Annotated in this window: 26 protein-coding genes; 13 read left to right on the plus strand and 13 right to left on the minus strand. The window is 57.5% G+C overall.

Features of this window, described 5'->3' with window-relative positions:
- Positions 1-55: 55 nt before the first annotated feature.
- From DXY10_RS08915 to DXY10_RS08940, 6 genes are all read left to right on the plus strand, one after another.
- Entirely contained in the window at positions 56-694 is a 639-nt protein-coding gene (locus tag DXY10_RS08915; RefSeq protein ID WP_115018604.1) for a hypothetical protein, read from the plus strand.
- A complete protein-coding gene (locus DXY10_RS08920; protein WP_115018606.1) occupies positions 694-1,371 on the plus strand; it encodes a hypothetical protein in 678 nt (225 codons plus the stop codon). Before DXY10_RS08915 ends, DXY10_RS08920 begins: the two co-directional genes overlap by 1 nt.
- The gene (locus DXY10_RS08925) at positions 1,368-2,618 is read left to right on the plus strand and encodes a LarC family nickel insertion protein (RefSeq protein WP_115018608.1); all 1,251 of its coding nucleotides are present in this window, start codon (positions 1,368-1,370) and stop codon (positions 2,616-2,618) included. The genes DXY10_RS08920 and DXY10_RS08925 overlap by 4 nt, the downstream gene beginning before the upstream one ends.
- Positions 2,615-3,577 (plus strand): lysylphosphatidylglycerol synthase domain-containing protein, encoded by a 963-nt coding sequence (locus tag DXY10_RS08930; RefSeq protein WP_115018609.1) that lies wholly within the window; start codon positions 2,615-2,617, stop codon positions 3,575-3,577. The genes DXY10_RS08925 and DXY10_RS08930 overlap by 4 nt, the downstream gene beginning before the upstream one ends.
- A 65-nt stretch (positions 3,578-3,642) precedes the next feature.
- A complete protein-coding gene (locus tag DXY10_RS08935; RefSeq protein ID WP_244282181.1) occupies positions 3,643-4,674 on the plus strand; it encodes an esterase-like activity of phytase family protein in 1,032 nt (343 codons plus the stop codon).
- Positions 4,604-6,748, plus strand: coding sequence for a PhoX family phosphatase (locus tag DXY10_RS08940; protein ID WP_115018611.1), 2,145 nt, complete (start codon positions 4,604-4,606; stop codon positions 6,746-6,748). Before DXY10_RS08935 ends, DXY10_RS08940 begins: the two co-directional genes overlap by 71 nt.
- Here the strand turns inward: DXY10_RS08940 and DXY10_RS08945 are convergent.
- From DXY10_RS08945 to DXY10_RS08955, 4 genes are all read right to left on the minus strand, one after another.
- A complete protein-coding gene (locus tag DXY10_RS08945) occupies positions 6,727-8,301 on the minus strand; it encodes an iron ABC transporter permease (protein WP_115018613.1) in 1,575 nt (524 codons plus the stop codon). The genes DXY10_RS08940 and DXY10_RS08945 overlap by 22 nt on opposite strands.
- Before the next feature lie 227 nt (positions 8,302-8,528).
- Positions 8,529-8,693 carry a hypothetical protein gene (locus tag DXY10_RS14600; RefSeq protein ID WP_170955755.1) on the minus strand — a complete coding sequence of 55 codons (165 nt, stop codon included), beginning with the start codon at positions 8,691-8,693 and terminating at the stop codon, positions 8,529-8,531.
- A 67-nt stretch (positions 8,694-8,760) separates the two neighbouring features.
- Positions 8,761-9,876 carry a GTP-binding protein gene (locus DXY10_RS08950; protein WP_115018614.1) on the minus strand — a complete coding sequence of 372 codons (1,116 nt, stop codon included), beginning with the start codon at positions 9,874-9,876 and terminating at the stop codon, positions 8,761-8,763.
- Positions 9,877-9,936: 60 nt separating this feature from the next.
- Positions 9,937-10,221 (minus strand): 4a-hydroxytetrahydrobiopterin dehydratase, encoded by a 285-nt coding sequence (locus DXY10_RS08955; protein ID WP_115018616.1) that lies wholly within the window; start codon positions 10,219-10,221, stop codon positions 9,937-9,939.
- Between the two features lie 508 nt (positions 10,222-10,729).
- Here DXY10_RS08955 and DXY10_RS08965 point away from each other — a divergent pair.
- On the plus strand, positions 10,730-11,080 hold the full coding sequence (locus DXY10_RS08965; protein ID WP_115018617.1) for a hypothetical protein: 351 nt from the start codon (positions 10,730-10,732) through the stop codon (positions 11,078-11,080).
- A gap of 422 nt (positions 11,081-11,502) precedes the next feature.
- Here the strand turns inward: DXY10_RS08965 and DXY10_RS08970 are convergent, their stop codons facing one another.
- Together DXY10_RS08970 and DXY10_RS08975 are read right to left on the minus strand one after the other, a co-directional pair.
- Positions 11,503-12,414, minus strand: coding sequence for a histone deacetylase (locus tag DXY10_RS08970; protein WP_244282183.1), 912 nt, complete (start codon positions 12,412-12,414; stop codon positions 11,503-11,505).
- Between the two features lie 51 nt (positions 12,415-12,465).
- Positions 12,466-12,723, minus strand: a complete 258-nt coding sequence (locus tag DXY10_RS08975) for a hypothetical protein (RefSeq protein ID WP_244282185.1) — start codon at positions 12,721-12,723, stop codon at positions 12,466-12,468.
- A 373-nt stretch (positions 12,724-13,096) separates the two neighbouring features.
- On the opposite strand from DXY10_RS08975, the gene DXY10_RS08980 reads away from it, so the two are divergent.
- Entirely contained in the window at positions 13,097-13,411 is a 315-nt protein-coding gene (locus tag DXY10_RS08980; RefSeq protein ID WP_115018621.1) for a glycine zipper 2TM domain-containing protein, read from the plus strand.
- 40 nt (positions 13,412-13,451) lie between these two features.
- On the opposite strand, the gene DXY10_RS08985 is transcribed toward DXY10_RS08980, so the two are convergent.
- Both DXY10_RS08985 and DXY10_RS14765 read right to left on the minus strand, forming a co-directional pair.
- Positions 13,452-13,796, minus strand: coding sequence for a hypothetical protein (locus tag DXY10_RS08985; RefSeq protein WP_170955763.1), 345 nt, complete (start codon positions 13,794-13,796; stop codon positions 13,452-13,454).
- Between the two features lie 76 nt (positions 13,797-13,872).
- Positions 13,873-14,037 (minus strand): hypothetical protein, encoded by a 165-nt coding sequence (locus DXY10_RS14765; RefSeq protein ID WP_170953784.1) that lies wholly within the window; start codon positions 14,035-14,037, stop codon positions 13,873-13,875.
- Positions 14,038-14,141: 104 nt separating this feature from the next.
- Between DXY10_RS14765 and DXY10_RS08995 the strand changes: the two genes are divergently transcribed.
- A complete protein-coding gene (locus tag DXY10_RS08995; RefSeq protein ID WP_206749696.1) occupies positions 14,142-14,366 on the plus strand; it encodes a hypothetical protein in 225 nt (74 codons plus the stop codon).
- 31 nt (positions 14,367-14,397) lie between these two features.
- Here the strand turns inward: DXY10_RS08995 and DXY10_RS09000 are convergent, their stop codons facing one another.
- The gene (locus DXY10_RS09000; protein ID WP_136989136.1) at positions 14,398-14,862 is read right to left on the minus strand and encodes a hypothetical protein; all 465 of its coding nucleotides are present in this window, start codon (positions 14,860-14,862) and stop codon (positions 14,398-14,400) included.
- 1,103 nt (positions 14,863-15,965) lie between these two features.
- Here DXY10_RS09000 and DXY10_RS09005 point away from each other — a divergent pair.
- Together DXY10_RS09005 and DXY10_RS09010 are read left to right on the plus strand one after the other, a co-directional pair.
- Positions 15,966-17,498, plus strand: a complete 1,533-nt coding sequence (locus DXY10_RS09005; protein WP_115018629.1) for a carboxypeptidase M32 — start codon at positions 15,966-15,968, stop codon at positions 17,496-17,498.
- Positions 17,499-17,554: 56 nt separating this feature from the next.
- Positions 17,555-17,860 carry a hypothetical protein gene (locus tag DXY10_RS09010; protein ID WP_244282187.1) on the plus strand — a complete coding sequence of 102 codons (306 nt, stop codon included), beginning with the start codon at positions 17,555-17,557 and terminating at the stop codon, positions 17,858-17,860.
- Positions 17,861-17,913: 53 nt separating this feature from the next.
- On the opposite strand, the gene DXY10_RS14605 is transcribed toward DXY10_RS09010, so the two are convergent.
- The 4 genes from DXY10_RS14605 to DXY10_RS09030 form a co-directional block, all read right to left on the minus strand.
- Positions 17,914-18,054, minus strand: a complete 141-nt coding sequence (locus tag DXY10_RS14605; protein ID WP_170955764.1) for a hypothetical protein — start codon at positions 18,052-18,054, stop codon at positions 17,914-17,916.
- Positions 18,051-18,296 carry a hypothetical protein gene (locus DXY10_RS09015; RefSeq protein WP_115018630.1) on the minus strand — a complete coding sequence of 82 codons (246 nt, stop codon included), beginning with the start codon at positions 18,294-18,296 and terminating at the stop codon, positions 18,051-18,053. The genes DXY10_RS14605 and DXY10_RS09015 overlap by 4 nt, the downstream gene beginning before the upstream one ends.
- A 926-nt stretch (positions 18,297-19,222) precedes the next feature.
- Positions 19,223-20,374, minus strand: coding sequence for an inverse autotransporter beta domain-containing protein (locus tag DXY10_RS09025; RefSeq protein ID WP_244282189.1), 1,152 nt, complete (start codon positions 20,372-20,374; stop codon positions 19,223-19,225).
- Between the two features lie 316 nt (positions 20,375-20,690).
- Positions 20,691-21,146: a hypothetical protein gene (locus DXY10_RS09030; protein ID WP_115018634.1), complete on the minus strand. Its 456-nt coding sequence runs from the start codon at positions 21,144-21,146 to the stop codon at positions 20,691-20,693.
- Between the two features lie 48 nt (positions 21,147-21,194).
- On the opposite strand from DXY10_RS09030, the gene DXY10_RS09035 reads away from it, so the two are divergent.
- Together DXY10_RS09035 and DXY10_RS09040 are read left to right on the plus strand one after the other, a co-directional pair.
- Positions 21,195-21,467, plus strand: a complete 273-nt coding sequence (locus tag DXY10_RS09035) for a hypothetical protein (RefSeq protein ID WP_244282191.1) — start codon at positions 21,195-21,197, stop codon at positions 21,465-21,467.
- 46 nt (positions 21,468-21,513) lie between these two features.
- Complete coding sequence (locus tag DXY10_RS09040) at positions 21,514-21,756, plus strand: hypothetical protein (protein ID WP_115018636.1); 243 nt, start codon at positions 21,514-21,516, stop codon at positions 21,754-21,756.
- Positions 21,757-21,773: the final 17 nt, after the last annotated feature.

The raw sequence follows: 21,773 nt of genomic DNA on the forward strand, positions 1-21,773 counted from the left end.
CATCACCAATGCTGGCTAGAGTTTGTTGCGGGCCACTGCATGCCCTTTCTGACTGATGCGCGACCATCCGATTTCCCCGGTCACTGAACCGTTGCAATACCGGGCCATCGGCGTTGTCCGCGGCACCTACCGACCCGAGTCTGATGAGCAGCTGACCCGAGGGGTGCTGGTCGATGACCAGGGGCAGGAACTGGAGGCCGTGGTTCTCGGCCGGATGCTCACCCTGATGCGTCGTCACCTGGCGATGGAGCAGCCTCATCTTTGGGTGGTGTACCCCCGCTCCCGCGATGGCGGCCATCTGCATCTTCAGATTGCTGGGATCTGGGAGCCGAGCACTCTCGATCGCACCGATCTGTCGCCAGTCGCCGAGGCGGAGCCGGTGCACGACACCCTGCCGGAGGGAGATGATTTTTTCTCCATCCGCGGTGAGCTGATCTTTACGCGGCCCGAAAGTGGGGACCTTGTGGTCAAGGTGCGCCAGCAGCCCCGAGCGGATGGAAGTCGCCCGCTCCCTTTCAAGCTGCAGCTCAAGGGTGAGCTCCCGCTTGATCAGCTGCGACATTTCGTCAGCCTCGATGTGCGACGTCAGGGTCAGGATTTGCAGGTTGAACACTGTGAGGCGATTGCGCCGATGCCCACCCGCGGCGGCAAGGGTCGGGGAGGGAAGGGGCGAGGTCGTAGGGCCGAGGCCTGATGGAGCCTTCTTCGCCCCCTGAACGTCCTCAGTCGCAGGGTGCGGTGTCGAGCGGTACTGCTGGAGTGGTTGTGGGCGGGGCCACGCTGGTGGGTGTTTTCGGCCCTCTCGTGGGAATCTCCCCGGCCTGGATCGCCGTGGGCGTGATCGGTCTGCTGGTTGGTCTCACTGTGGATGCTTCCCAGTGGCAAGGGCTGGGGGGGCACTTGCTGGCAGAGGCCTTGCCCGGCGGCCGGGCCCGATTACGTCGGATTGCTTGCCATGAGGCGGGTCATCTGCTGCTGGCTCAGGAGAATGCGTTGCCTGTTAAGCGTGTGCTCGTCGGCACCAAGGCCTGCCTTCAGGCTGGAGTCCGTAGCAACGGTGCGACCGAATTCGTGATTCCTGACAGTGCGCGCATGCCACTGGAAGACCTCAGGCGCTGGAGTCGGGTGCTGCAGGCCGGCATCGTGGCGGAAACCCTCCTGTATGGCTCAGCCCGTGGAGGTGCGGATGATTCTGCTCTGCTCGGTCGTCTTTGGGGTCTGTCTGGTCATGACGTCGACACCGCCCAACGGGAGCAGAGGCGGGCGCGCCGGGAGGTGGATCAGTGGTTGCGACAAGAGAAGCCCCGGCTGGAACAGCTGGCGGAACAGCTCCTGTCATCGCCCCAGTCCGAGGCGGTTGAAGCCGGATGAGCACCCTTGTGGTCGACTGCCCCACGGGTCTCGCGGGCGACATGCTGCTCGCGGCCTGTCTGGATTTGGGGGTGCCTCCGGAGGTGATCCATCAACCATTGGCAGCCCTCGGCCTCGGCGAGGCCTATCGCTTGGTGGTGGAGGAGAGCACGAATGGAGGCCTGCGAGGACTCCAGCTCGAGGTGGAGGCCAATGCAGCAGCAGAGCATCGTCACTGGCGGGACCTGCGCTTGCAGATCACTGAGGCCGCTTTGGATCCCTTGCTCAAGACTCGCGTGCTGGCGGTGTTCTCTGCCCTCGCAGATGCTGAGGCGGCCGTGCATGGCAGCTCCCCGGAGCAGGTTCATTTCCATGAAGTGGGGGCGATCGACAGCCTTGTGGATGTGGTGGGTGTGTGTGCTGCCATCACATTCATGGCGCCGAAGCGACTGCTGTGTCTTGCACCGCCTGCGGGTCGGGGAACCGTTCAGACCGCCCATGGATGCCTTCCCGTCCCGGTACCGGCTGTCTTGGAACTGGCCCGAAAGCACAGGGTGCCGCTGCGATCAGGCCCTGCTCTCCCCAGCGGTGAACTCACCACGCCAACGGGGTTGGCCCTGATGGCGGTCTTGGCAGAGGGGTTCGAAGAGCCCGGTGACCTCGTGGTGGAGGCGATTGGGGTTGGGCTAGGACACCGTCAACTCGATCGTCCCAATCTTCTCCGCCTGTTGCGAGTGGATGAGATGCCTGTACAGACACGGGAGCTGGGTGAGCCAAAGGCCCCACCGGAACAGCAGAATCTGGCTTGGCAAGAGCTCGTGGTTCAGGAAGCCTGGATCGATGATGCTTCCGCTGAAGACCTTGCCCATCTTGCGGAAAGCTTGCGCCAGGCGGGTGCGCTTGAGGTGGTCACCACACCTGCGTTGATGCACAAAGCCCGCCAGGGCGTGGCGATGACGGCGCTGCTCCTCCCAGACCGGGCCGCGGCGTTGAGGGCTGTTTGGTTTGGGCAGGGTCCCAGTCTGGGCTTGCGTGAACGGCGTCAGGGCCGTTGGCTGCTTTGGCGAAGGATGGGGCTCTGCCCATCTCCCTGGGGTGATGTGCGTGTGAAGCAGGTGCGCAGGCCAGGTGGACACACCACGCTCAAAGTGGAACACGACGAATTGCGTCGTGTCAGCCTGCAGGCAGAAGCCTCGATCGAACAGGTGCGGATGACAGTGTTGTCGCAGGCCGATCGCTTCAGACCTCTCGAGGATTGGTCGCTGTGAAGCTGCAGCTGCCGGGCGGACTTCGGCTCTGGGTCACGCTTGCCAGTTTTGGCTTCGTGGGCTGGGCCCTGTCCGGCCACATCGCTGGTCTGAGCGACCTGTCGATCAGTGCCCGGGGATGGTGGTGGCTGCTGCTGGGTTTGGCCTTCAGCTGGATGAGTCTGGTGGTGAATGCCCTGGCCTGGCGGGTGCTGGTGGATTGGCTGGGCCATGGACGTGAATCCCTGGCGCTCGTGCCTCTGCATCTGCGCACCAATCTGCTCAAGTACCTGCCCGGAGGCGTCTGGCATTTCGTCGATCGCCTGCGCACCCTGCAGCCCAGCCTCGGTGCCAACCGAGCTTTGGTGTCGGTGTTGCTGGAGCCGCTGGTGATGGCTGTAGCAGCCCTGCTCTGGGTGCCATTTGGTGGTTGGCAAACAGGGTTGGCACTGTTGTGTGTTCTGCCGTCCGTTGTGCTTCTTCCCCGTTTCCGGGAGCCGCTGCTGAAGAGGCTGGAGCGGGCCAAATGGAAGCAGATCAATCGGGCCGATGCAGACACGCTGGCCCCTCTTGATCCCAACACTCTCGGTAGTGGTCGGGGCGGTTACCCCTGGTGGCCCCTCGCGATGGAGATGGGGTTTGTGCTCTTCCGGTTCGCCGGATTCTGGTGTTGTGTGCAAACGTTCGGTCTCGGCGAGGGGCACCCTCTCGGGATCTGGCTGGCAGGGTTCTCCCTGGCCTGGACGGTTGGCTTGGTTGTTCCTGCGGCCCCAGGAGGCCTTGGGGTGTTTGAAGCGATCCTGCTGCTGCGACTGAGTGGTTTTGTCGCTGAAGCCCCGCTGCTCGCCGTCGCCCTCAGTTACCGATTGGTGGTGACCTTGGCCGACGTGTTGGCGGCGGGAGCGGTGTTCCTGGATCAGCGGGCTCCATGGCCCTTCATCGGTGCTGCGAGGGCCGAGGATGCGTCTGCGAAGCGTTGAACACCCCTCTGGTCCGCCAGCCTGGGAGCCGCTTCGCTTGCAAAGCTGGCTTCAGGATGGGACCGATGACCGCCGTGGATCTGCCGTCCTGGACTGACGCTCTCCCTTGCCCGCTATCGGCAGGTTGGGAGCTGGTGCGGCAGCAGGCCTTGCCTCGACGGGCGGATGATGGCAAGCCGCTCGGTGGGTTTTCAGCGGCGGCGTATGCGGCTGATGATGACAAGCTCTGGTTGCTCAGTGATGCGCCTCAGGGGCATCTGGTGCCGGTTCGGGGCTTGGCCCGTTGGATTCAAACCGGCCGGCCTCTGGAGATGGGGCTGAGGCTCATGCTGCGCAGGTCACAAGGCAAACCGTTGCCGGTGCGTCTCGATGCAGAGGGGCTGGTGATGCGAGGCGACCAGGCCTGGATCGTCAGCGAAGGTCACCGGCAACACGATCGTCCGGCTCAGCTTCTGCGGGTGTCTCTGCGGGACGGACGCCTTGAGCAGCAATGGGATCTGCCTCGGACCTGGCAGTTTTCCGATGGCTTTGGGCTGGCGACCAATAAGGGACCGGAATCTCTCACCTCTCGTGCGGATGGTTCCCTGCTCGTTGCAGCGGAAGCACCCTTGCTTCAGGACAAGTCTGCCGTTGGTTTCGATCAGGTTCGGCTTGCTGCGTTCAGCCTGGATGGAGGCTGGAGCGAGCTCGGGTCTCTCCCGATTGGACCTGCCGTTCGTTCATCGTCCATGGGGCAAGGTCTGACCGAATTGCTGGCCTTGCAGGATCACCCCGGTGTTCTTGCTCTGGTGCGTCGTTATCAGCCTCCTGCCCAGTGGGGGGGGCGGTTAGTGCTTCATTCCGGCGCTCCGGTGCTCCAGCCGCTCGTTGGATGGGATCTTCTCGATGCTGGTCTGCCGGCGGATAATTGGGAGGGATTGGCCTGGGGGCCGCGGCTTCCGGACGGACGGCGCACTCTTGTAGCCGTGAGCGACGACAACTTCAACCCCCTTCAGCGAAGCTGGGTCACCGTGTTGGCTCCTCGTCATGCATCGCCGTTCGGCGCTCAGCCTGCTCGGTCTTGGCAGTGCGGGCCTGGTGCTCTCTCAGTCGACTGAGGAAGGAGTGGCTTCTGCCTTGTCGACCTCGACTGGGCCCTCCTGGCCGTTCACGCCCGTGGCCACACCCTTGCCGCTGCACAGTGATGGTCTCTCCACTGCTGAGCAGAGGGAGGTGTATCGCCGCGTGAGTATCGACGACCGGCTTGTCGTGCCTGAGGAGTTCCGAGCCGATCTCATCGCGGCTTGGGGAGACCCGCTTGCCAATGGTCGGTTTGGCTTCAACAACGACTATCTCGGCTTTGTGGCTCTGGGGACGGACCGCGCCCTACTGAGCGTCAATTTCGAATACATCAGCCCTCGGCCCTGGGCGGATGGCTTTGCGGACGTGATCGCTGCACCGCTGCCCTGGCAAGCCTTGGTGGATGCGTTGGCGTCCCGCGGCGGTGTGATTGATGCGAGTGCCCTGGAGTCTGATGATCCGCTTTTGGATCTGATTCGGGCTGTGAGTGATCAGGCCATGGCTGATCTGGGAATCGGGGTGATTCACCTGCGCCGGTCGGCTCAGGGGGTGTGGACGCGGCATCTGGATCCTCGTGAGCGCCGTATTGATGGTCTGGCTGGTTGGTACAAGCCGGAGCGTTGTCTTCAGACCACAGGTCCTGCCCAGGCGGTGTTCTCGGCCTCTAGCCGGATTGGTTACGACGATGGACTTGGTACCGCTGTGATCGGCACCTTCGCGAACTGCGCCGGAGGCATGACCCCCTGGGGCACGGTGCTCAGTGCCGAGGAAAACTTTCAGGTTCAAGTGCCAGAGGGGGTGTATGCCGATGGCAGTGCCCAGGCACTGCAGGCTTGCCCCTTTGAGTGTCGGGAGGGGCGTCTCAAGGGGCTGGGCAATGTCTATGGTCTCGCCGGCAACAAGTACGGCTGGATGGTGGAAATTGATCCGCTAGATCCGCACTCAACCGTGCTGAAACATTCCGCTCTTGGGCGCTTTCGCCACGAAGCTGTGGCGGTGCGGGCTGTGGCCGGTGAATACCTGCAGGTGTATTCGGGCTGTGATCGCCGTGGGGGGCATCTCTATCGCTATGTCAGTGCGGAACGGCTGGGTTCGCCTCAGGATCCGTCCAATTCGCGCTTGCTGGAGAAGGGTGAGCTGCAGGTGGCCCGCTTCAGTCCCGATGGCAGTGGGGAGTGGCTGCCTTTGCGTCCCGACACGTCTGTGCGGCCTTTTCTCCCGAGCGCGTATGCGGCGGCGGGGATCGACTGTCCGCTTGCCTTGCCCCATTCCGATCGAAGCCAAGCGGGTGAAGAGCTCTTTCGTGACGATGAGGCCGTGGCCGCTTATGCCCGCCTTTACCCTGATTTGGCCAGCCTCTACCTGGGCAAAGGCGACGCCTTGCAGGGGGCCATCTTGGTGGATGCCCATCTCGCCGCGAGTGCGATCGGGGCTACGCCGACGGCGCGCCCCGAAGACACCGAACTCGATCCGATCAGCGGTGACCTGCTGGTGGCCTTCACCTCAGGGACTGCCGATGGTCAGGGCGGAGCCGATCCAGCGATTTTTCGAGGGCCTAATGGCCAAGCCAACTGGTCGCATGGCTGGGTGATGCGGATCAGTGAGGTGGATGGTTGCCGCTTTCGTTGGCGCATGGCTGCGACCGGGGGGGAACCCTGGTGCGGAGGGCTGGGATTCTCCAATCCCGACAACCTTGCAATCGATCGCGGCGGGAACCTTTGGGTTGTGACCGATCACGTCGGCCAAGACGCTGAGGTCTTCGGTAATAACACTTGCTGGTTCATTCCCCGTGCTGCACAAGGCAGCGCGGAGCTGGCAGCCTCTTTCGCGATTGCTCCGATGGAATCGGAACTCTGCGGCCTCAGCCTTGATGCTCAGGAGCGCAGTTTGTTCCTGGCCGTTCAGCATCCAGGTGAGCGCAATGGCCGTCGCCTTCAAGGGGCTGAGGTTGTGCAGGTCCATCAGGTTCAGGACAGCGATGGCCAGCCGATCAAGCAGTTACGCACGGTGCCATTGGGGTCAAACTGGCCAGCCCAGGCACCAGCTCGTCCACCACGGCCGGGGGTGGTGGCGGTGCAGCGCCGAGACGGTCAATCTTTGACTGGGTTCTGATCCTTGGGGCTGTGGTCGAGACCTGGCACCAGAGCCAGAGATGCCATCAGGCCGAGGGCCAGAATCATGAGCGTTGGCCATAGCGCTGCCGCCAGACGCTCATCGCTGGCGTACTGATACACCCGCACTGACAGCGTGTCGAAGTCGAAGGGGCGTAAGGACAAGGTGAGCGGTAGTTCTTTCACGGTGTCGACGAACACCAGTAAGCCACCCACAGCAAGCGGGCCGCGCAGCAGTGGTAAATGAATGCGTTGCAGCACATCAGGCCATCGACAGCCGAGGCCGGTGGCCGCCTCGTCGAGGCTGGGGGAGAGTCGTTCCAAGGCGGCGTCGAGCCCCCCTTTGGCGACGGCCAGAAAGCGATCGCTGTACCCCCAGAGCAGGAGCAGGAGTGGGGCCAGTTGCCATGGCCCGCCGAGCAGTAGCAGGGCTAAGGCCAGCACGACGCCTGGGATCGCATAGCCCATGCCAGCGAGGAAGGTGAGGCTTTGGAGCCAGCGGGATTGGCTCCAGCGTTTGGCGATTGAAAGCAGCAGGGCTGCAACGATTGCAAGCCCGGCGGCGGCAAGGGCTAGGCCGAAGCTTCGCCCCGTGAGCAGCAGCAGTTCGGGAGAGATCCCTTGTTCGAGTTGGTCAACGTTCATGCCGGCCCAGAGCAGAGGAGTCCCCAGGCTCAGCAGGGGTGGAATGGAGCCAAGCAGCTGTGCTGTGATCGCCCGGCCTCCATGCAGGGGCCAAGCCGGGGATTCGCCTCCGGCGACTCCTTCTGACCAGCGCCGACTGCGCCGACGCATCCGACGCTCTCCTCCCAGCAGCACCATCACGATGCAAAGAGTGATCAGGGCCAGACCAACAGCACCGGCAGGGTTGCCCTCCGTTTCCCAGGCCTGGAGGATTCCGGAGGAGAGGCTGGGGATGCCGAGGAGACGCACAGCGCCAAGTTCATTCACTACCTCCATGCCCATGAGGGCAATGCCGGCACCGATTGCTGGCATTGCCATTGGCAGCGCGATCCGCCAGAAGCTGTTCCAGGGGCCGACGCCAAGGCAGCGACAGGCCTCCAGTTGGCGGCGGCCGCAGATTGTGAAACTTTCCGTGCTTAATAGAAAGACGTAGGGATAGGTGGAGAGTGCCATCACCACCACCCCCCAGCCGAGGCCATAGATGCGCACACCATGGGGGCTGCCAAGGTCCACCAGGGTGGCGGCGAGGAGGTAGGAGGGGGTGGCCAGCGGAATCAGTTGGGCGATGCGCAGGAGTCGACGTCCTGGGAAGCGGCAATTGGCGAGGAGCCAGCCATTGGCAGTGCCGACCAGGGAGCCCAGCAAGGTGGTGCCGATCAGCAGGCTGATCGTGCCGGTGATCTGCTCAACACCATCGGCGCCCAGGCTGGCGGACCCATCCCTCATCCCTTGCAGCCCTGCTCCAATCAGCCCGACCAGGGGGAGCAGCGCCAGCACTGCCAGCAGCATGGCCAGAAGGCTGAGCAGCCTGCGGTTGGGTCCCCACAGGATCCGGTTCGAGGGGCGTGGTGACCCTGCTGGCTGACTCATCGCCAGCGATTAGCGGTCATCAGCTCCACGGCGTTGCCATTCAGTGTCGAAGCCAGAGGTAAAGAGAGTGATGCGGTTCGTTGCCAGAAGGCACTGTTCAAACTGAACCGCATCAGCGCGTATCGGCACGATGATAATGATACGCAATAGCGCTTTGTGCTGGTCGCTGCAGGCAACAAAAAACCCGCCTCTGGGCGGGGGTGAGGGGCATGGTGATCGCTACTCCTTCAGCGCCGATTGGTTCGAATCGGAATGGGAACAAGGGAGGGTTCCATGAGGCCGCCCCCGCTGTTGTCGTCGTCGGAGTCGGCAAGCATCAGCACAGCAACGAAGATCGCTGTGAGCGCGAGTGCTGCGGTAAGGAGTTCAACCATGCCGTCTCCCGAAGTCATGTCACCTTAAACACGTTGATCAGATCCTGCTTGTCGCAATTGCGGCCCTGTCATCCAGAGGCCTGTGTTAAGCGAACCCTTTGCCAGCATCCTTGGCCACACAGGCCTGAAGTTGCTTGCGCAGACAGCTGTGGTCGAGATCGCGGCCGATGATCACCAGCTGGTTCTTGCGCTCTCCAGGCCAGTCGCTGTCATCAATGGAGAAGCGTTTGCCCGCTAGGTGAAACACATGTCGACGCTCGCTTTCGTTGAACCAGAGGATCCCCTTGGCACGGAACACAGAGGAGGGAAGCTGATTGTCGAGGAAATACTGAAATTTGCGTAAGGAGAAGGGCCCATCGCTTCTGAAGGAGAGGGATGTGTATCCCTCGATCGCTAAGTGGTCGGCATGGTTATGGCCATGGTCGTGGCCATGGTCGTGGTCGTGGTGATGGTGCCCGTGTTCGCCATGGTTGTGGGGCTCATGGTCGTGCTCATGCCCGCCATGGTGATGGTGCTCATGCCCGTGCTCATGGTCGTGGTCATGCTCGGTGGGGCTGACAACGCGATCGCTTTCAAACAGGCCCACGCTTAGGAGCAGAGGAAGCGGTACGTCGCCTTTGACTGAGCGCAGGATGCGTGCATCCTTCTTGACATCGCAAAGCTTCTGCTCGATGCCCTGGAGGCGTTGCTCGTCAACGAGGTCTGTCTTGTTCAGGAGAAGTATGTCGCCATACACCACTTGGGATCGCCCAACCTCACTCGCCAGAAGCTGGTCGTCGAAATTCTCGGCATCAACGAGAGTAATGATCGAGTCGAGCCGGGTCTTGTCTCGTAGCTCGCTGCCAAGGAAGGTCATGGCAACCGGTAAGGGGTCCGCCAGACCAGTGGTTTCGACGACTAAATAATCGACTGGCTGAGGTCGGTCCAGGACCCTGTCCACTGCCTCGAGTAGCTCGTCGTTAATCGAACAGCAGATGCAGCCGTTGCTGAGTTCCACCATGTCGTCGCCGGCACTGACCACCAGGTCGTTGTCGATGCCGATTTCTCCGAATTCATTCACGAGAACGGCTGTCTTCATGCCGTTTTGATTGGTGAGGATGTGATTGAGCAGAGTGGTTTTGCCTGCCCCCAGGAAGCCCGTAAGAATGGTGACCGGCACACCGCTGGTCTGTATCTCTGTAGTGGGAGATGAAGCGGTCATTGGCTGTTGCAGGTGAAGAGGGCGCTCATCGGCCGCCAGAGTTGCTCATGCTGGCAGGGATTAGCTCAGCGCGTCGATCGCCCGCGCCAGGTCGAGGTCGAGATTGGACAGTCCGCCCAGATCATGGGTGCTCAGTTGGATCGTGACACGGGAATAAACGTTGCTCCAGTTGGGATGGTGGTTCATGGCTTCTGCCAGCAGGGCGACCTGGCTCATGAATCCCCAGGCGCTCACGAAATCGGCAAACGTCCAGTGGCGTTCAAGCCTCCCCTCCACCAGTTGCCATTGAGGCAGGGTCTGGGGAAGTGCCTGGATCTCCGCTTGATTGAGCAGGGTTGTTGCCATGGTTCTGACTGGTCTGCGCTCAGCCTGGGTTGAACAAGCTGCCTAACGTGTGGAGATCAATGTCTTGATGGTGTGAAGCTCCAACACTGGACGCTGGTGAAGGGAGTAATCGGTGCCACAGCCGTTGGTGGCGCCCTCGTCCAATCGGTTTGCGCGCCTGCAGCTTGGGGCCAGCGCGTGGTCCCCAAGCTCCGGGAGATCTGTCCAATGGGCTACGTGGATACTGCTAAAGGAACGTGCAGCACTCTTGGGCTGATGACCCATACAGTGCAGCCGTCAAAGGGTGAGACTTGTCCTTCGGGATGGGCCAATGCAGGTGGTGGCTATTGCCGCAAGAGCGATGGAAGCTAGTTCAAGTCGTCCTGATTGCTTGATTCCCTCTTCGATTGGCCTTTCTGGATCATTCTTCTATAGGTTTAATTGCTTTCGCAGGTAGTGGCTCTACCTCTGTAATCCGTGGAAAGAGCTTGGGTCACTGTCCTAGTCTGCAGAAAGTTGTTTTGAGTGAATGACTGTTGCTCCTGTCAAGAAGCCTGGCGTCGTTCTCTGGGCAAAGGTGTATATGGGTGGGTTGTCTTTGATGTATCTCGTTTTGATTCTTTTGTCGCCCTTGATGTTTCTGTCGGGCGAAGAAGAGGCTGTCGTTACTGGTTTGGTCTTTCTCGTTTTAGGTATACCTTGCCTTGTTATCTCGTTTGTTCCACTCTTCCTTCCTCCGAAGCCATGGGTTTGGGTGTGGATTCTTGTTCTGATTGCCATAGGTATGACCAGTGTGTGTTGCCTGCCGGTCACGATCCCGCTTCTGATCTTCTGGATCAAGCCTGATGTCAGGCGCTATTACGGCAACGTTGTTGCCTAAGCTGTGAGCTTTCTGTTGTTGTTTTCTGAATGGTTTTGTGGCTCTGCCTGTTATGAGCCGGTCTCGAAGGGTTGCGGCTGAAGGGATGCGGTTGGTTGTGTTGAGGCGATCGTCGTTGGGGAGTGTTGTCCAGTCGGCATGCAACCTTATGTTCGGAGCTTTCTTGTAGGGCTTTTGTTCTCAATCTTCCTGCTGGGTTGAGATCAGTTGTGCTCGTTTTTGTTGGGCGCATCGTGGGCATTCCGTATCTGCTTGAAGGGAGAGTCTTTGTCAAGCAGCTTCTTTGTCTCAAAAGCTTGTTTCTTTTTGCCCGGGTGTATTGGTTCTCAAAAAGTGAGTGTTGGTGTGAGTGTCAGAGGTGAGGCGTCATGCATTGCTGTTCCAAGCTTTTGCTGAGTCAGCTGATGTTGCAGGCCAAGGTGTTAGATCCCGAAGAGCCTGGCCTGTTCGACGGCTGCCCTGAACACGATTGCGTGCCGTTCTACGAGCGGGGTGATCGCGTCGTAGCCGCCGCCGATCACGGTGGCGATCGGAATGCTTCTGCGTAAACAGGCGTCAATGACTAGGCGGTCGCGATTCAGCAATCCCTGGTCGGTGAGGCCAAGCCGTCCAAGCTTGTCGTCGCGATGTGGGTCTACACCAGCGTTGTAGAAAACGAGGTCTGGCTTGAGGTGATCTAGTAGATCTGGTAATCGATCACCAATGGCCGCCATGTAGCCGTCATCATCGGCTTGATCCTCAAGGGGGATATCTAAGTCGCTGTTGACCTTGCGCAGAGGAAAGTTGCTGGCGGCATGCACCGACAGGGTGAACACCTTTGGCTCCTGGGCGAAGATGGCGGCGGTGCCATCCCCTTGGTGGACGTCCAGATCGATCACCAGCACCTGCTGCACAAAGGCCTGCTGAAGCAGCACTGAGGCGGCGACGGCACAGTCATTGAAGATGCAGAACCCGCTGCCGAAGCTGGGATGCGCATGGTGGGTGCCACCGGCAAGATGGCAGGCCAAGCCTGCATTGAGTGCCAGACGGGCTGTGAGCAGGGTGCCTCCTACTGCCAGCCAGGTGCGCTGCACCAGTGGGCGGGTGGATGGCAGGCCAATGCGGCGTTGCTGTTCACGGGTGAGGTTGCCCCGGCAAAAGGATTGGTGGTAATGCCGATCGTGCACGAGCTCGAGATCACGCCTGCTGATGCTTAGTGGCCGGTGAATCTGTTGTTCTTGAATCAGAGAGCTGTTCAGCAGATGGTGATAGAGCAGCTTGAATTTGGCCATCGGGAAGCGATGGCTGCTCGGAAGGGGGGCTGAATAAAGAGGGTGGTAGACAAGCGGCAGCACAGCCGGTTCAAATCAGGCCACCGCCGCAGTCTGATGGATTTGAACAGCGGTTCAAGCTGCTCTGGAGATCAGCCTTTGGGTGCTCAGTTGGTGATGAGCGAGATTGCTGGCATAGAGGCGTCCGGCCGCATGGGCCTCTCTTAACGACTGGAAGTTGCCAACAAAGTCATAGTCGGCGCCGTTCAAGGTGGCGGCTACTGCAAACAGCCGTCGAGACACCTTTGTGACGGTCCAGCTCAGGTGGCAGGCCGGCGCATTGATTGGGTCGTTCACGAGACACCCTCCGGTCATGTTTTCAGAGTCTGACAATTCCGGGATCAGGCGGGATCATTCTTAGTCGTTCTTCATCGCCCTGGTGGGTGAGCGCAGGTTGCTCAGGCTGGCTGGGGATCTTCGTCAGCTTCACGGCTTTGCTCAGCCTGGACTCAGCTCAAGCAATCTGGCGACTTGCCGTAATTTCGGTCTGTGTTCCTTGAATGGGCCTCGAAGCCTCCATGCTTGCGTCTGATCGCTGGTGAAGAAGTGCTGACAAGCTGCGGATGGCAAGGTGGCTGGTCGTGAGGCGAATGTCAGTCCTGAGGGCAGGCTCGGACTCAGTCACATCTGAATGGATTTTCGATGTGTTTCAGTCACGCTTCGGATCCCAGTGACAGCAGTGTTGGGGCGTTGCATTTCTCTCCCCATGAAACGCGCGCTTGCCATCACCGGCCTGGCGTTGTTCACCATCTGCACCTTCAGTGTGCCTCCGTTGCTTGCCGATCACCACGGCGATTCAGTGTTCCTCGACGATTTCGATGACGCTGATGATGAGAGGGATCGTTCCACCACCACGGTGAGTGATCCAGACACCAACAGCTGTGTCGAGGGCAGCGTGATCGGTGGCTTGCTTGGGGCCGGCCTTGGTGCAGCACTGTCGCGAGGCAATGGTCGCTGGATCGGTGTGCCTTTGGGCGGCGCTGCCGGTGCTCTGGTGGGTTGTCAGGTGGATGGCGGCTGAGCGAATCGCAACGCTTCGCTCAGTGGGCCTTGTTGTCTGCTCAGCGGTTGAGCACAGCACGTTCCTGGCGGTCAGTGAGATAACAGCGACCTGCAGTCGCCCCGGAGGCCAGCATTAGTTTCGGGTTGGGTTGCATGGGGATGGCCTGAAACGGCACGGCTGCATCCAGGCTCACCTCCTCGGTTCCCACCACCAGCGCTTTGTTCCCACTGCTGCCCTCCACCGCACAGGCGAACCATCCTCCGGCCTGGCTTTGTGGCGAGGTGAGAAGCGTGCCCACGCTGAGGGCAATGGTGATGGCAAGGCTGTTGCAAGGACGGGGAAATGCCATAACGGTGGTTGAGCCTCGGGTCTGTTGCCAGCCACCCTCAGGCCGTTGTCGCATCAATGGCTTGATCCAGATCACTTGGGAATGTGATTTGGTTCTCTCACTGCTTCAGGCTCATCTGTCTGGTCGAGGGCTATCTGCAGTCGTTGATGTCCCAGCGATCGCCCCAGGCCTGTTTTACATGGACTGTTGCTCCGTCCAGTTGTGCTTTCGCTGTGAATGGGCTCACGATGATTGCTGCAGCCAGCAGCGTGATCGCGGCAGGCATCGCCAGACGGATCCAATCTTCTTTCAGCATGGTGGTCTTGTGCGTTGACGTCTTCGACGATGGCCTGATCTGGCTTTGATGTGTTCCCTTGGCTGCAATCTGTTTCTTTGCCGCAGCTTTCTGACGCCATGCCGATGGCGACAAAGCTTGAGCTCTATCAGCAGTTTGTTTCCAATCCAGAAGCAGGCATCAACAGCATCATTGCTCTAGCCGCCAAGGAAGGGCTGGAGCTCAATCAAGCTGAGGTCTCGGAACTGATTAAAACCATTGACGTCGATGAAGAGTTTGATGACGTTGAACTGGATGCCATCGCTCTGGTCGCCATTGCTGGTGGGAAAGGGAGGAATAGTCACTGCTAAACGATGATTAGGCCTGGGATTCGTTCAGAGACTAACGATACCTACTCAAATAAGACTCCAGAATGCCAACAAGCTCTTTAGGCTTTTTCCCATAGCACTCACTCAAAGAGTGCCTGTTTTCATCGGTTTTGATCCAGAAGCTCACCAACTCCGTCTTGCTACTGGAATATCCTGATCGATGTTGAACAGTTGTAATTTCAAAATAAAGCAAATCACTCCAGAGATAATGGAACTTTCTAAATAGCACTTTCTCGCGTATTCCATCCGGCCCAAGTTTCAACCAGTTACTATTTGGCCACAGCTTCCATACGGATAGCGGAATTCCGAGGCCACCTCCTGCCAGCAGAATCAATCTCACCAGCATCATTTCTGGTTTGTTTTCGATTAACAAGATGCCCGAGATAAAAAGGGCGATACATACCAGCAATATCAAGATCCACTTGATCCTGCTGGGATAAAGCGTCATCGACTCTGGCAGTGATTCCGGTTGCTTCACGAAAGGTTGACTTATTGGCTTTTCATCATGCTAGGTGAGGCCCTGTGAAGCGCAAAGGAACAAACATAAACAATAAATATAATAATGAAAACAAAACAGATTAACCTTAAACAGTTCAACTACCTTTGTGGTCAAGCTGCTGTTCGTGGATCGTTTTACGATAGATACAACGCAGCTCAAAGCATGTCCAAAACATGTCCAAAACATGCACTCAGAGCCCTCAGAAGGCTCTGCAAGATGCCTCCGACTCGCCTTAGTTGCTACGTAACATAGGCCTCATTGGAGGCCCCTTGTAAACCCTTAAGCTTATAAAAGATAATGGAACTTCGTGCAGCTCAAGTTGATGTGATCTTGAATCTACGTCTGACCGGAACCACTTTCAAGACAAACAGTACTGCTATTGGTCCGTAAAAGGAACTTCTAAGTCGGAAAATCTAAGGCAAAAGGAACACCATTTTGGTTACAAACTTCCTTCCGTATGGGTCGTTTGCTTCAGTAACCTCACTTTCTATTTTCTTGCTCCCATTATTGGCTTTTTGTTCTCATCATTACCACCAGCAACTCGCTTTAGCTCATCTATTGAGAGTTCATGATCAGAGCTCATTTCAGACATGGGAATCAAGACTCTACTCTGTTTCTAGCTGTGGCTTGTCTTTTAGTCCATCGTCTACAAATTTGTCAGGTTCCGCAAAAGTTTTCAGCAACATCTCCCCCATTTGGGGGATGTGGAAGGTGGAGGTCTGCAGCGATGTTGAAAGGAGTTCAGGAGATGGCGAAATGCCCCTTCTCACGTTCGCCGCAGTTATTGCCATCGGGACCCCTGCCTATTTGAAGTTCTGCCAGTGGGTCGGCCAGCTCTGAGTCCGTTTGGACCGGGAGAGGCCGAAACACCAGTGCAACGGAGAGGGTGGGAGGCCAAACTTCGGTCCGACGATCAAAATGGCTCTGAACAACAGCGCTAGTACCTGGAGCTCGCGGCACTGCCGATCACGACGCGGATGTTCTCTGGTGGTGAGCCTGTGAATTTGGGTCTCATTGGTTCTGTGTTCTGAGTTGGTGGTCCACCTGGAAGCTGGTTAGGGTCTTTTTAGATCGGAGAGCCAATGGGTGCCGGGAAAACGGCTTGGGAACGCCTCGCGGAGCACCTACGCGAAACCCAGATCATTGACTCCATAAACAGGACGCTCTATTGGGATCAGAACACCCGGATGCCCGCTGGAGGCGCCCCCTGGCGAGGCGAGCAACTGACGCTGCTGGCCCGTCAGTTGCATCAGCGCCAGAGTTCGGCTGATTACGCCGCGCTTGTCGCTGAAGCTCGTGCTGATTGGCAGCATGCCCGCCGCCTTGAGCAGCTCTCAGAGCTTGAGGAACAGGAGCGGGGCAGGAATCTGGAGCTGCTGGAGCAGGATCTGCGCCGTCAGCAGCGGCAGGATCCAGAGTTGGTGGCAGCCCTCGCTACCGCAAAGGCTGAAGGGTATGACTGCTGGCAGCAAGCACGTGCCAGCAATGATTTTCCTTTGTTCGCACCGGCACTTCGCTGTCTGATTGGTTTGCGTCAGGAGCAGTCTCGTCAGTTGGATGAGCCTCGAGGCTGCTGGGAGACCCTGGCTCAACCGTTCGAACCTGATCTGCGCCTCGATCGCCTGCTTGAGCTCTTCGCTCCCTTGCGCCAGCGCTTGCCGGAACTGCTCGATCAGGTGCAGGCAGCACCATCGACTCGTGGTGTCGATTGGGATCTCAGTGCAGACCAGCAGCACCGTTTGTGTGATCAGCTCTTGAAGGAATGGGGCCGTGATCCAGCGATCACCTGTGTGGCTACTTCACCTCACCCGTTCTCGATCACGCTCGGTCCGCGTGACTTCCGTCTCACCACAAGGGTGGTCACCGGTCAACCCCTCTCCTGTTTCCTGGCGACCGCTCATGAGTGGGGGCATTCCCTTTATGAGCAGGGATTGCCTCCTGCCAGTCATCAATGGTTCGCCTGGCCGTTGGGGCAGGCCACATCCATGGCGGTGCATGAAAGTCAGTCCCTGTTTTGGGAGAACAGAGTGGCGCGCAGTGAAGCGTTTGCGCAGCGTTGGTGGCAGCGTTTTGCTGCCGAGGGGTCGCCTCTTGATTCCGCCACGATGTTGTGGCGGGCCATGAATCCGATTGTTCCGGGTCCGAATCGAGTGGAGTCGGATGAGCTCAGCTATGGGCTTCACATCATGATCCGTACAGACCTTGAGTTGGCGTTGCTGGAGCAGGGGTTGCCTGTGGAGGACCTCCCGCGGGAATGGAACCGTCGCTATGGCGAGCTGCTTGGCGTCACCCCTGCCGACGATGCCCAGGGTTGCCTTCAGGACGTTCACTGGAGTGAGGGCCTTTTCGGCTATTTCCCTTCCTATCTTTTGGGGCACTTGGTCAGTGCTCAGCTCAGTGAGGCGATGACGGCAGACATCGGTCCTCCTGAGCAGCACGTGGCCAGCGGTGATGTCAGACCTCTGCTCGCCTGGTTGAGAGACAAGGTGCATTCCGTGGGGCGGGCTCTGAATGCAGAGGATCTCGTGGCGGAGGTGAGTGGTCATCCCTTGTCCAGCCAGCCCTTCCTCACCTATCTCGAAGCGAAGCTGATCCAATTGCGCGCCGCTGGCTGATTGAGGCCGGCATCTCAGGCTGTGCTTGCGGTGGCTCGACAGGCTGCTTGAAACCCATGCGAAGGTGGATCACAGCGCAGCCCGACTGGCTTCCGATCGCCTGGATCAAGCTGATGGAACCAATTCAACAAGGTTTGGAACAGTCGTTTGAGAGTGAGCGCTTGTCGCGATGGATTCGTGAATGTCAGGACATCGACGAGTTGCGCGAGGCGGCGCTTGCCTTGCTGAAACAGCTTGATCAACAGAAATCGGCTCGTGCATGGTTGGCTGCTCGAGCCTCAGAGTCTGAGAATGCGAAACTCAACATCCTGGCTGAGTTGATCAAGAAAAGCGATTTATCGGATGAGTCGCCAGAAACGTAGTCAGACAAAGGGTTTCTAGAAGAGTCTGTTTTAGATGCACTTACAACTTGCACTTACTCATCTGGGTCTGGGAACAGGTTGCCTTCTTGGTCCAGCACCTCCACGACTTGGACGACCTTGAGGTACTGACAACCGACGTCCTCTTCATCGACCTCTTCGATCTGATGGCGTTTGAGGTACTTAGAGGCACTCATGACCCAACCGGGGTTGAGTGGCTACGAAGGTTGGCACCAGTGATGTTGAGATTAATATCTATCTGATTTGAAGAGAGGGATTGTGCTGAGGTCTTCAGAGCCTCCAGATCAGCAATCTGTTGGGGGATACGGTCTAGTTCAGCCTGTAGTGCTTCAAGTTGTGCTGTGTAATTAGTTTGTGCAGCAAGAAGGTCCTGGATTTGATCTTCAATACCATCAACAATCTGAGCGTAATTTGACATTAGGTTTTTAGGTTAACAAGATTTTTCTTGTGGCCATCGATCTTGAGAAAAGAAATCCACTGCTGAATGGATCGGCTAGTCATGTGAGTGATTTTGGCGTGACTCTGACCGACAAGGTATTTGCTGTAAGCGTTACCAAGTCTCTGTGCCGTTAGGTGAGCTTCATTGAGATCGTCTATCAGCAACTCCCTTTAAATGTCAGAAGCCGTACGAAGACCAGACAAAGCAGACGCAAACTTGATATGAGCTGCATCTACCTGAATGGTGATGTAGGTAATATTAGTGTTCATTTATAGTTAATTAGGTAATACCGTCAGCTGGGGTTGCACCAACTTTGCTATTGTTTGAGGTGATCAGTATCCACCCTTTGCTGACCCAATAGCTCAGGGCTAGCTCCTGACGGCTTGGAGAGCCAACAACAGCTTAATGCGATTAAACTAACTGTTGACTCAAAGTCTTTCAGGCAGGCCGAGGTCTGCATCACAAGCTACTCTGAATTTCCCTTGAGCAACTGAGACATCGAAACTCCTCGTAAGGATGGCAAGGAGGAGGGTCTCCCCGAGATTTATTTATTGGGCTGGTGCTAAAGCTCAGCATCAGTTGTAATTAATTTGATTATGCGTAGCAGTTTGCTCTCAGGTGGAAAGTGCCTGCATAAAGCTTGTCATCTTCATTCTCTGCTCCTATGACCTTGGTAATATATTTATTGAGATCGTGACTCAAATGCTCGTCAGCATCACCGGCGCTCAGGGCACTAAGACAAGCGAGTCTGAGCTGATTGCTGTCGCTGAACGAGTATTGGCCGTAGTTGCTAGTTGATTGAAGGATTGATTGCTAATTAAGACCCGTCTATCTCTGCTCAACTGCGCTCAATCATGCCAGGTATTGGAGGCTAATAAAGAGAGAGAAAGGAGAGGTTTGGCTTATTAAAATTTACTACCGAGAATCAGTCTTTCGAATTCGCATAGGCCTTTTCGCTTCAGGAAAGCATTCCATTTAGCATTTTTTTCCCTAGTAAGCATTTCCCCCCATTGCCTGGACGAGAGATTTAGCTCCTCCATAAAATCTTGCTCAAGTCTTACCTCTTTACGTTTAAGATCCACTATTGCGCTTCTTTGAGCGTCTGAATACCCACTGTCATCCTCTGACACGCACTTTCCTAAGGCGGGGCCATCATGAACCCTTACATCGCGGTAGCCAGGCGATGAGGTCAAGGCAGTAATAACGGGTAGCTGTTGAACTGCTTTGCGCTGGGCTGTTGTACTTGCACCACCAAAGCGAACTTTTAGATCAGCTGAAACCCTTGTATCGAATGCTTCGTCGTAGGAGATATTCAGGCCTGCTGTTAAACCACGGCTGATCTCATAAGCCAAGCGTCCACGCACACCAGAGCCATCAGCATCGCCCGTATCCCCATTTTGGTAGTAGTAACCAACAGAGGAATTCAGCTCAGGCGTGATGAAATAACCAACATCAAGCCCATAGGTATCCAGTGCACCACCTTGGTAATACCAGTTCAGTTTCTGCTCGGTATCTCCAATAGGAATCAAGGCATAGGCATTGAGGTTCCAGGCATTGGAAACAGCTTCTGCATTGACAGCCACCTGCTGGAAGAAGGCACTCTTCTCTGTGCCGCTGACATCGACCCAGGTGTCGGTTCCGCCTGTATTCATCGGGCGGCTGTCATAACCAGCATTCAGCCCGTACATCCAGCTGCGGTCACCATTCAGCCAGCGATAACCCAGACGTGATGAGGTGGAGATGGTGGTACCAGCCACATCGGTATTGATGATGCTGCTATCGCCCTCACGGTCAGCGAAGTTGACGTTCGCCAGCACGTCAGCAAAGAAGACGCTGTTCTCGCCAACAGAGATCGGAAGGAAGCCGCCGATACCTGCTTGATTCGGTGTTCCAGCACCCTGCAAGGCACCTTGGAAGCCAACCCGTGGCTTGACGAAGTCTTTGAGGCTGATGCTCATCACACCCAGATCCTCTGCACTGCCGTCCTGTGCTTTTAGAGGCAGCGGTGCAATGGCAACAGCAGAAGCCAGTAATCCAATCGAGAGGCGGCGGAGCATTGGGCTGACATCAGTCCGCGCATGATGCCGTCTTTAACAAGTCTGGACAGGATCCTTAAAGGAAATGAATACGGGCAATCCCATACACCAACCAATTAGAAGATTTGCCAATATTCATTCTACAGACAGATGCGCGATAGATATAGAGGTACGGTTAACCCAATAAGAAAGGTACGGTCGAAGGTGCGGTCAGCAAGATCAATGAATAACTACCTATTGAGTCCGCTGTAAGTGCAGATATCAGACTCTTAAGAGAAGTCTGGGGAGGAATCGACCGGTGCTGATCAAGATCAGGAGCGACCGGAGCCCTAGGGCCTTAGTCGGGCTGTTGACAGATCCAATCCACCTTCTCAAGGGTGCCTGGACGGCCTGAGTAGTCCTCCCAGCTGCCATCGGCCTGTTGGCGTTCCAGTCGCCCTTCTCCACAGATGGCGCGCATGGTGAGAGGGCGCACACTCCATGGCGATGCAGTGGATCGTTTCAGTAGCAGGAGCCCATCGAATTCCACCAGGCCATCCTCTGCTCTGAGATTGCTTAGGTATTCAGCGGCTTGTGTGCTCTCGCGGTCGAGGGAGCCGAAGAAGATCCACGGTGCGACGGCGATCTTGCCTGCGTTCTGAAGGCTTTGGCGAACGCTCAGCCATTGCGTTGGTTCCTGCGGCGGCTGCCAACTGGCACTGAGTGCTGGTATGGCAATGGCTGTCATGGCAAGCGACGTCAAGACATGGTGAGCCAGTCGGCGTGGCCTGGAAGCAATGCCGTGGTCTTGCATGGTGCCTGAGCCTTCCCTCAAGTTGGTGCAGCGGGGCGTTTCAACCTGATGCCGCTTCCTTTCACCCTAGCCACACTGCAAGCAGCGCTTTGCTTGCTGATGGAGGACGGAGACCGTGATGCTCGACCTGATGCTTCCGAGCCAACGGTGGAATTCTCTCTGAATGCAGGTGGTTTACGTCTGCTCTTGGATGCGGTGACGTTCCGCCTCGACCGTTGGCCAGGAGGTGATCCGATGGAGCAGGCTGATTTGCAGCGCATGCAAGTGCTGCTCAATGCCGCGATTCTGGAGGTCACCTTCGGTGAGACGGGAATGCGTTGAGCGGCAGCAGCTGCAGGCAGACTGTGCCTACCAGCATTGATGGCCGATGGGTAAGGACGAGGCGCTTGCGCAGGTCAGTGAGATCGCAACTGCGATGGAGCAAGCCGCCCAAGCCTTGACGCCTGATGTGATCCGGGCGGCAAGAGCGTCGACTGAAGGTGCTGAGCGATTGCAGCGGATGGAAGATGCGATCAATACGATCGGCAAGGCGTTGATCCTCACCGACTTCAAACTTGATCAGTCGAAAGATCTCGATAAGTTGAAGGGCTTTCGTTCGCAGCAGTCCTGATTGGTCTGAGCGCTGAA

Origin of the sequence: Synechococcus sp. UW140 (genome assembly GCF_900474295.1) — a bacterium.
GTDB lineage: Bacteria > Cyanobacteriota > Cyanobacteriia > PCC-6307 > Cyanobiaceae > Synechococcus_C.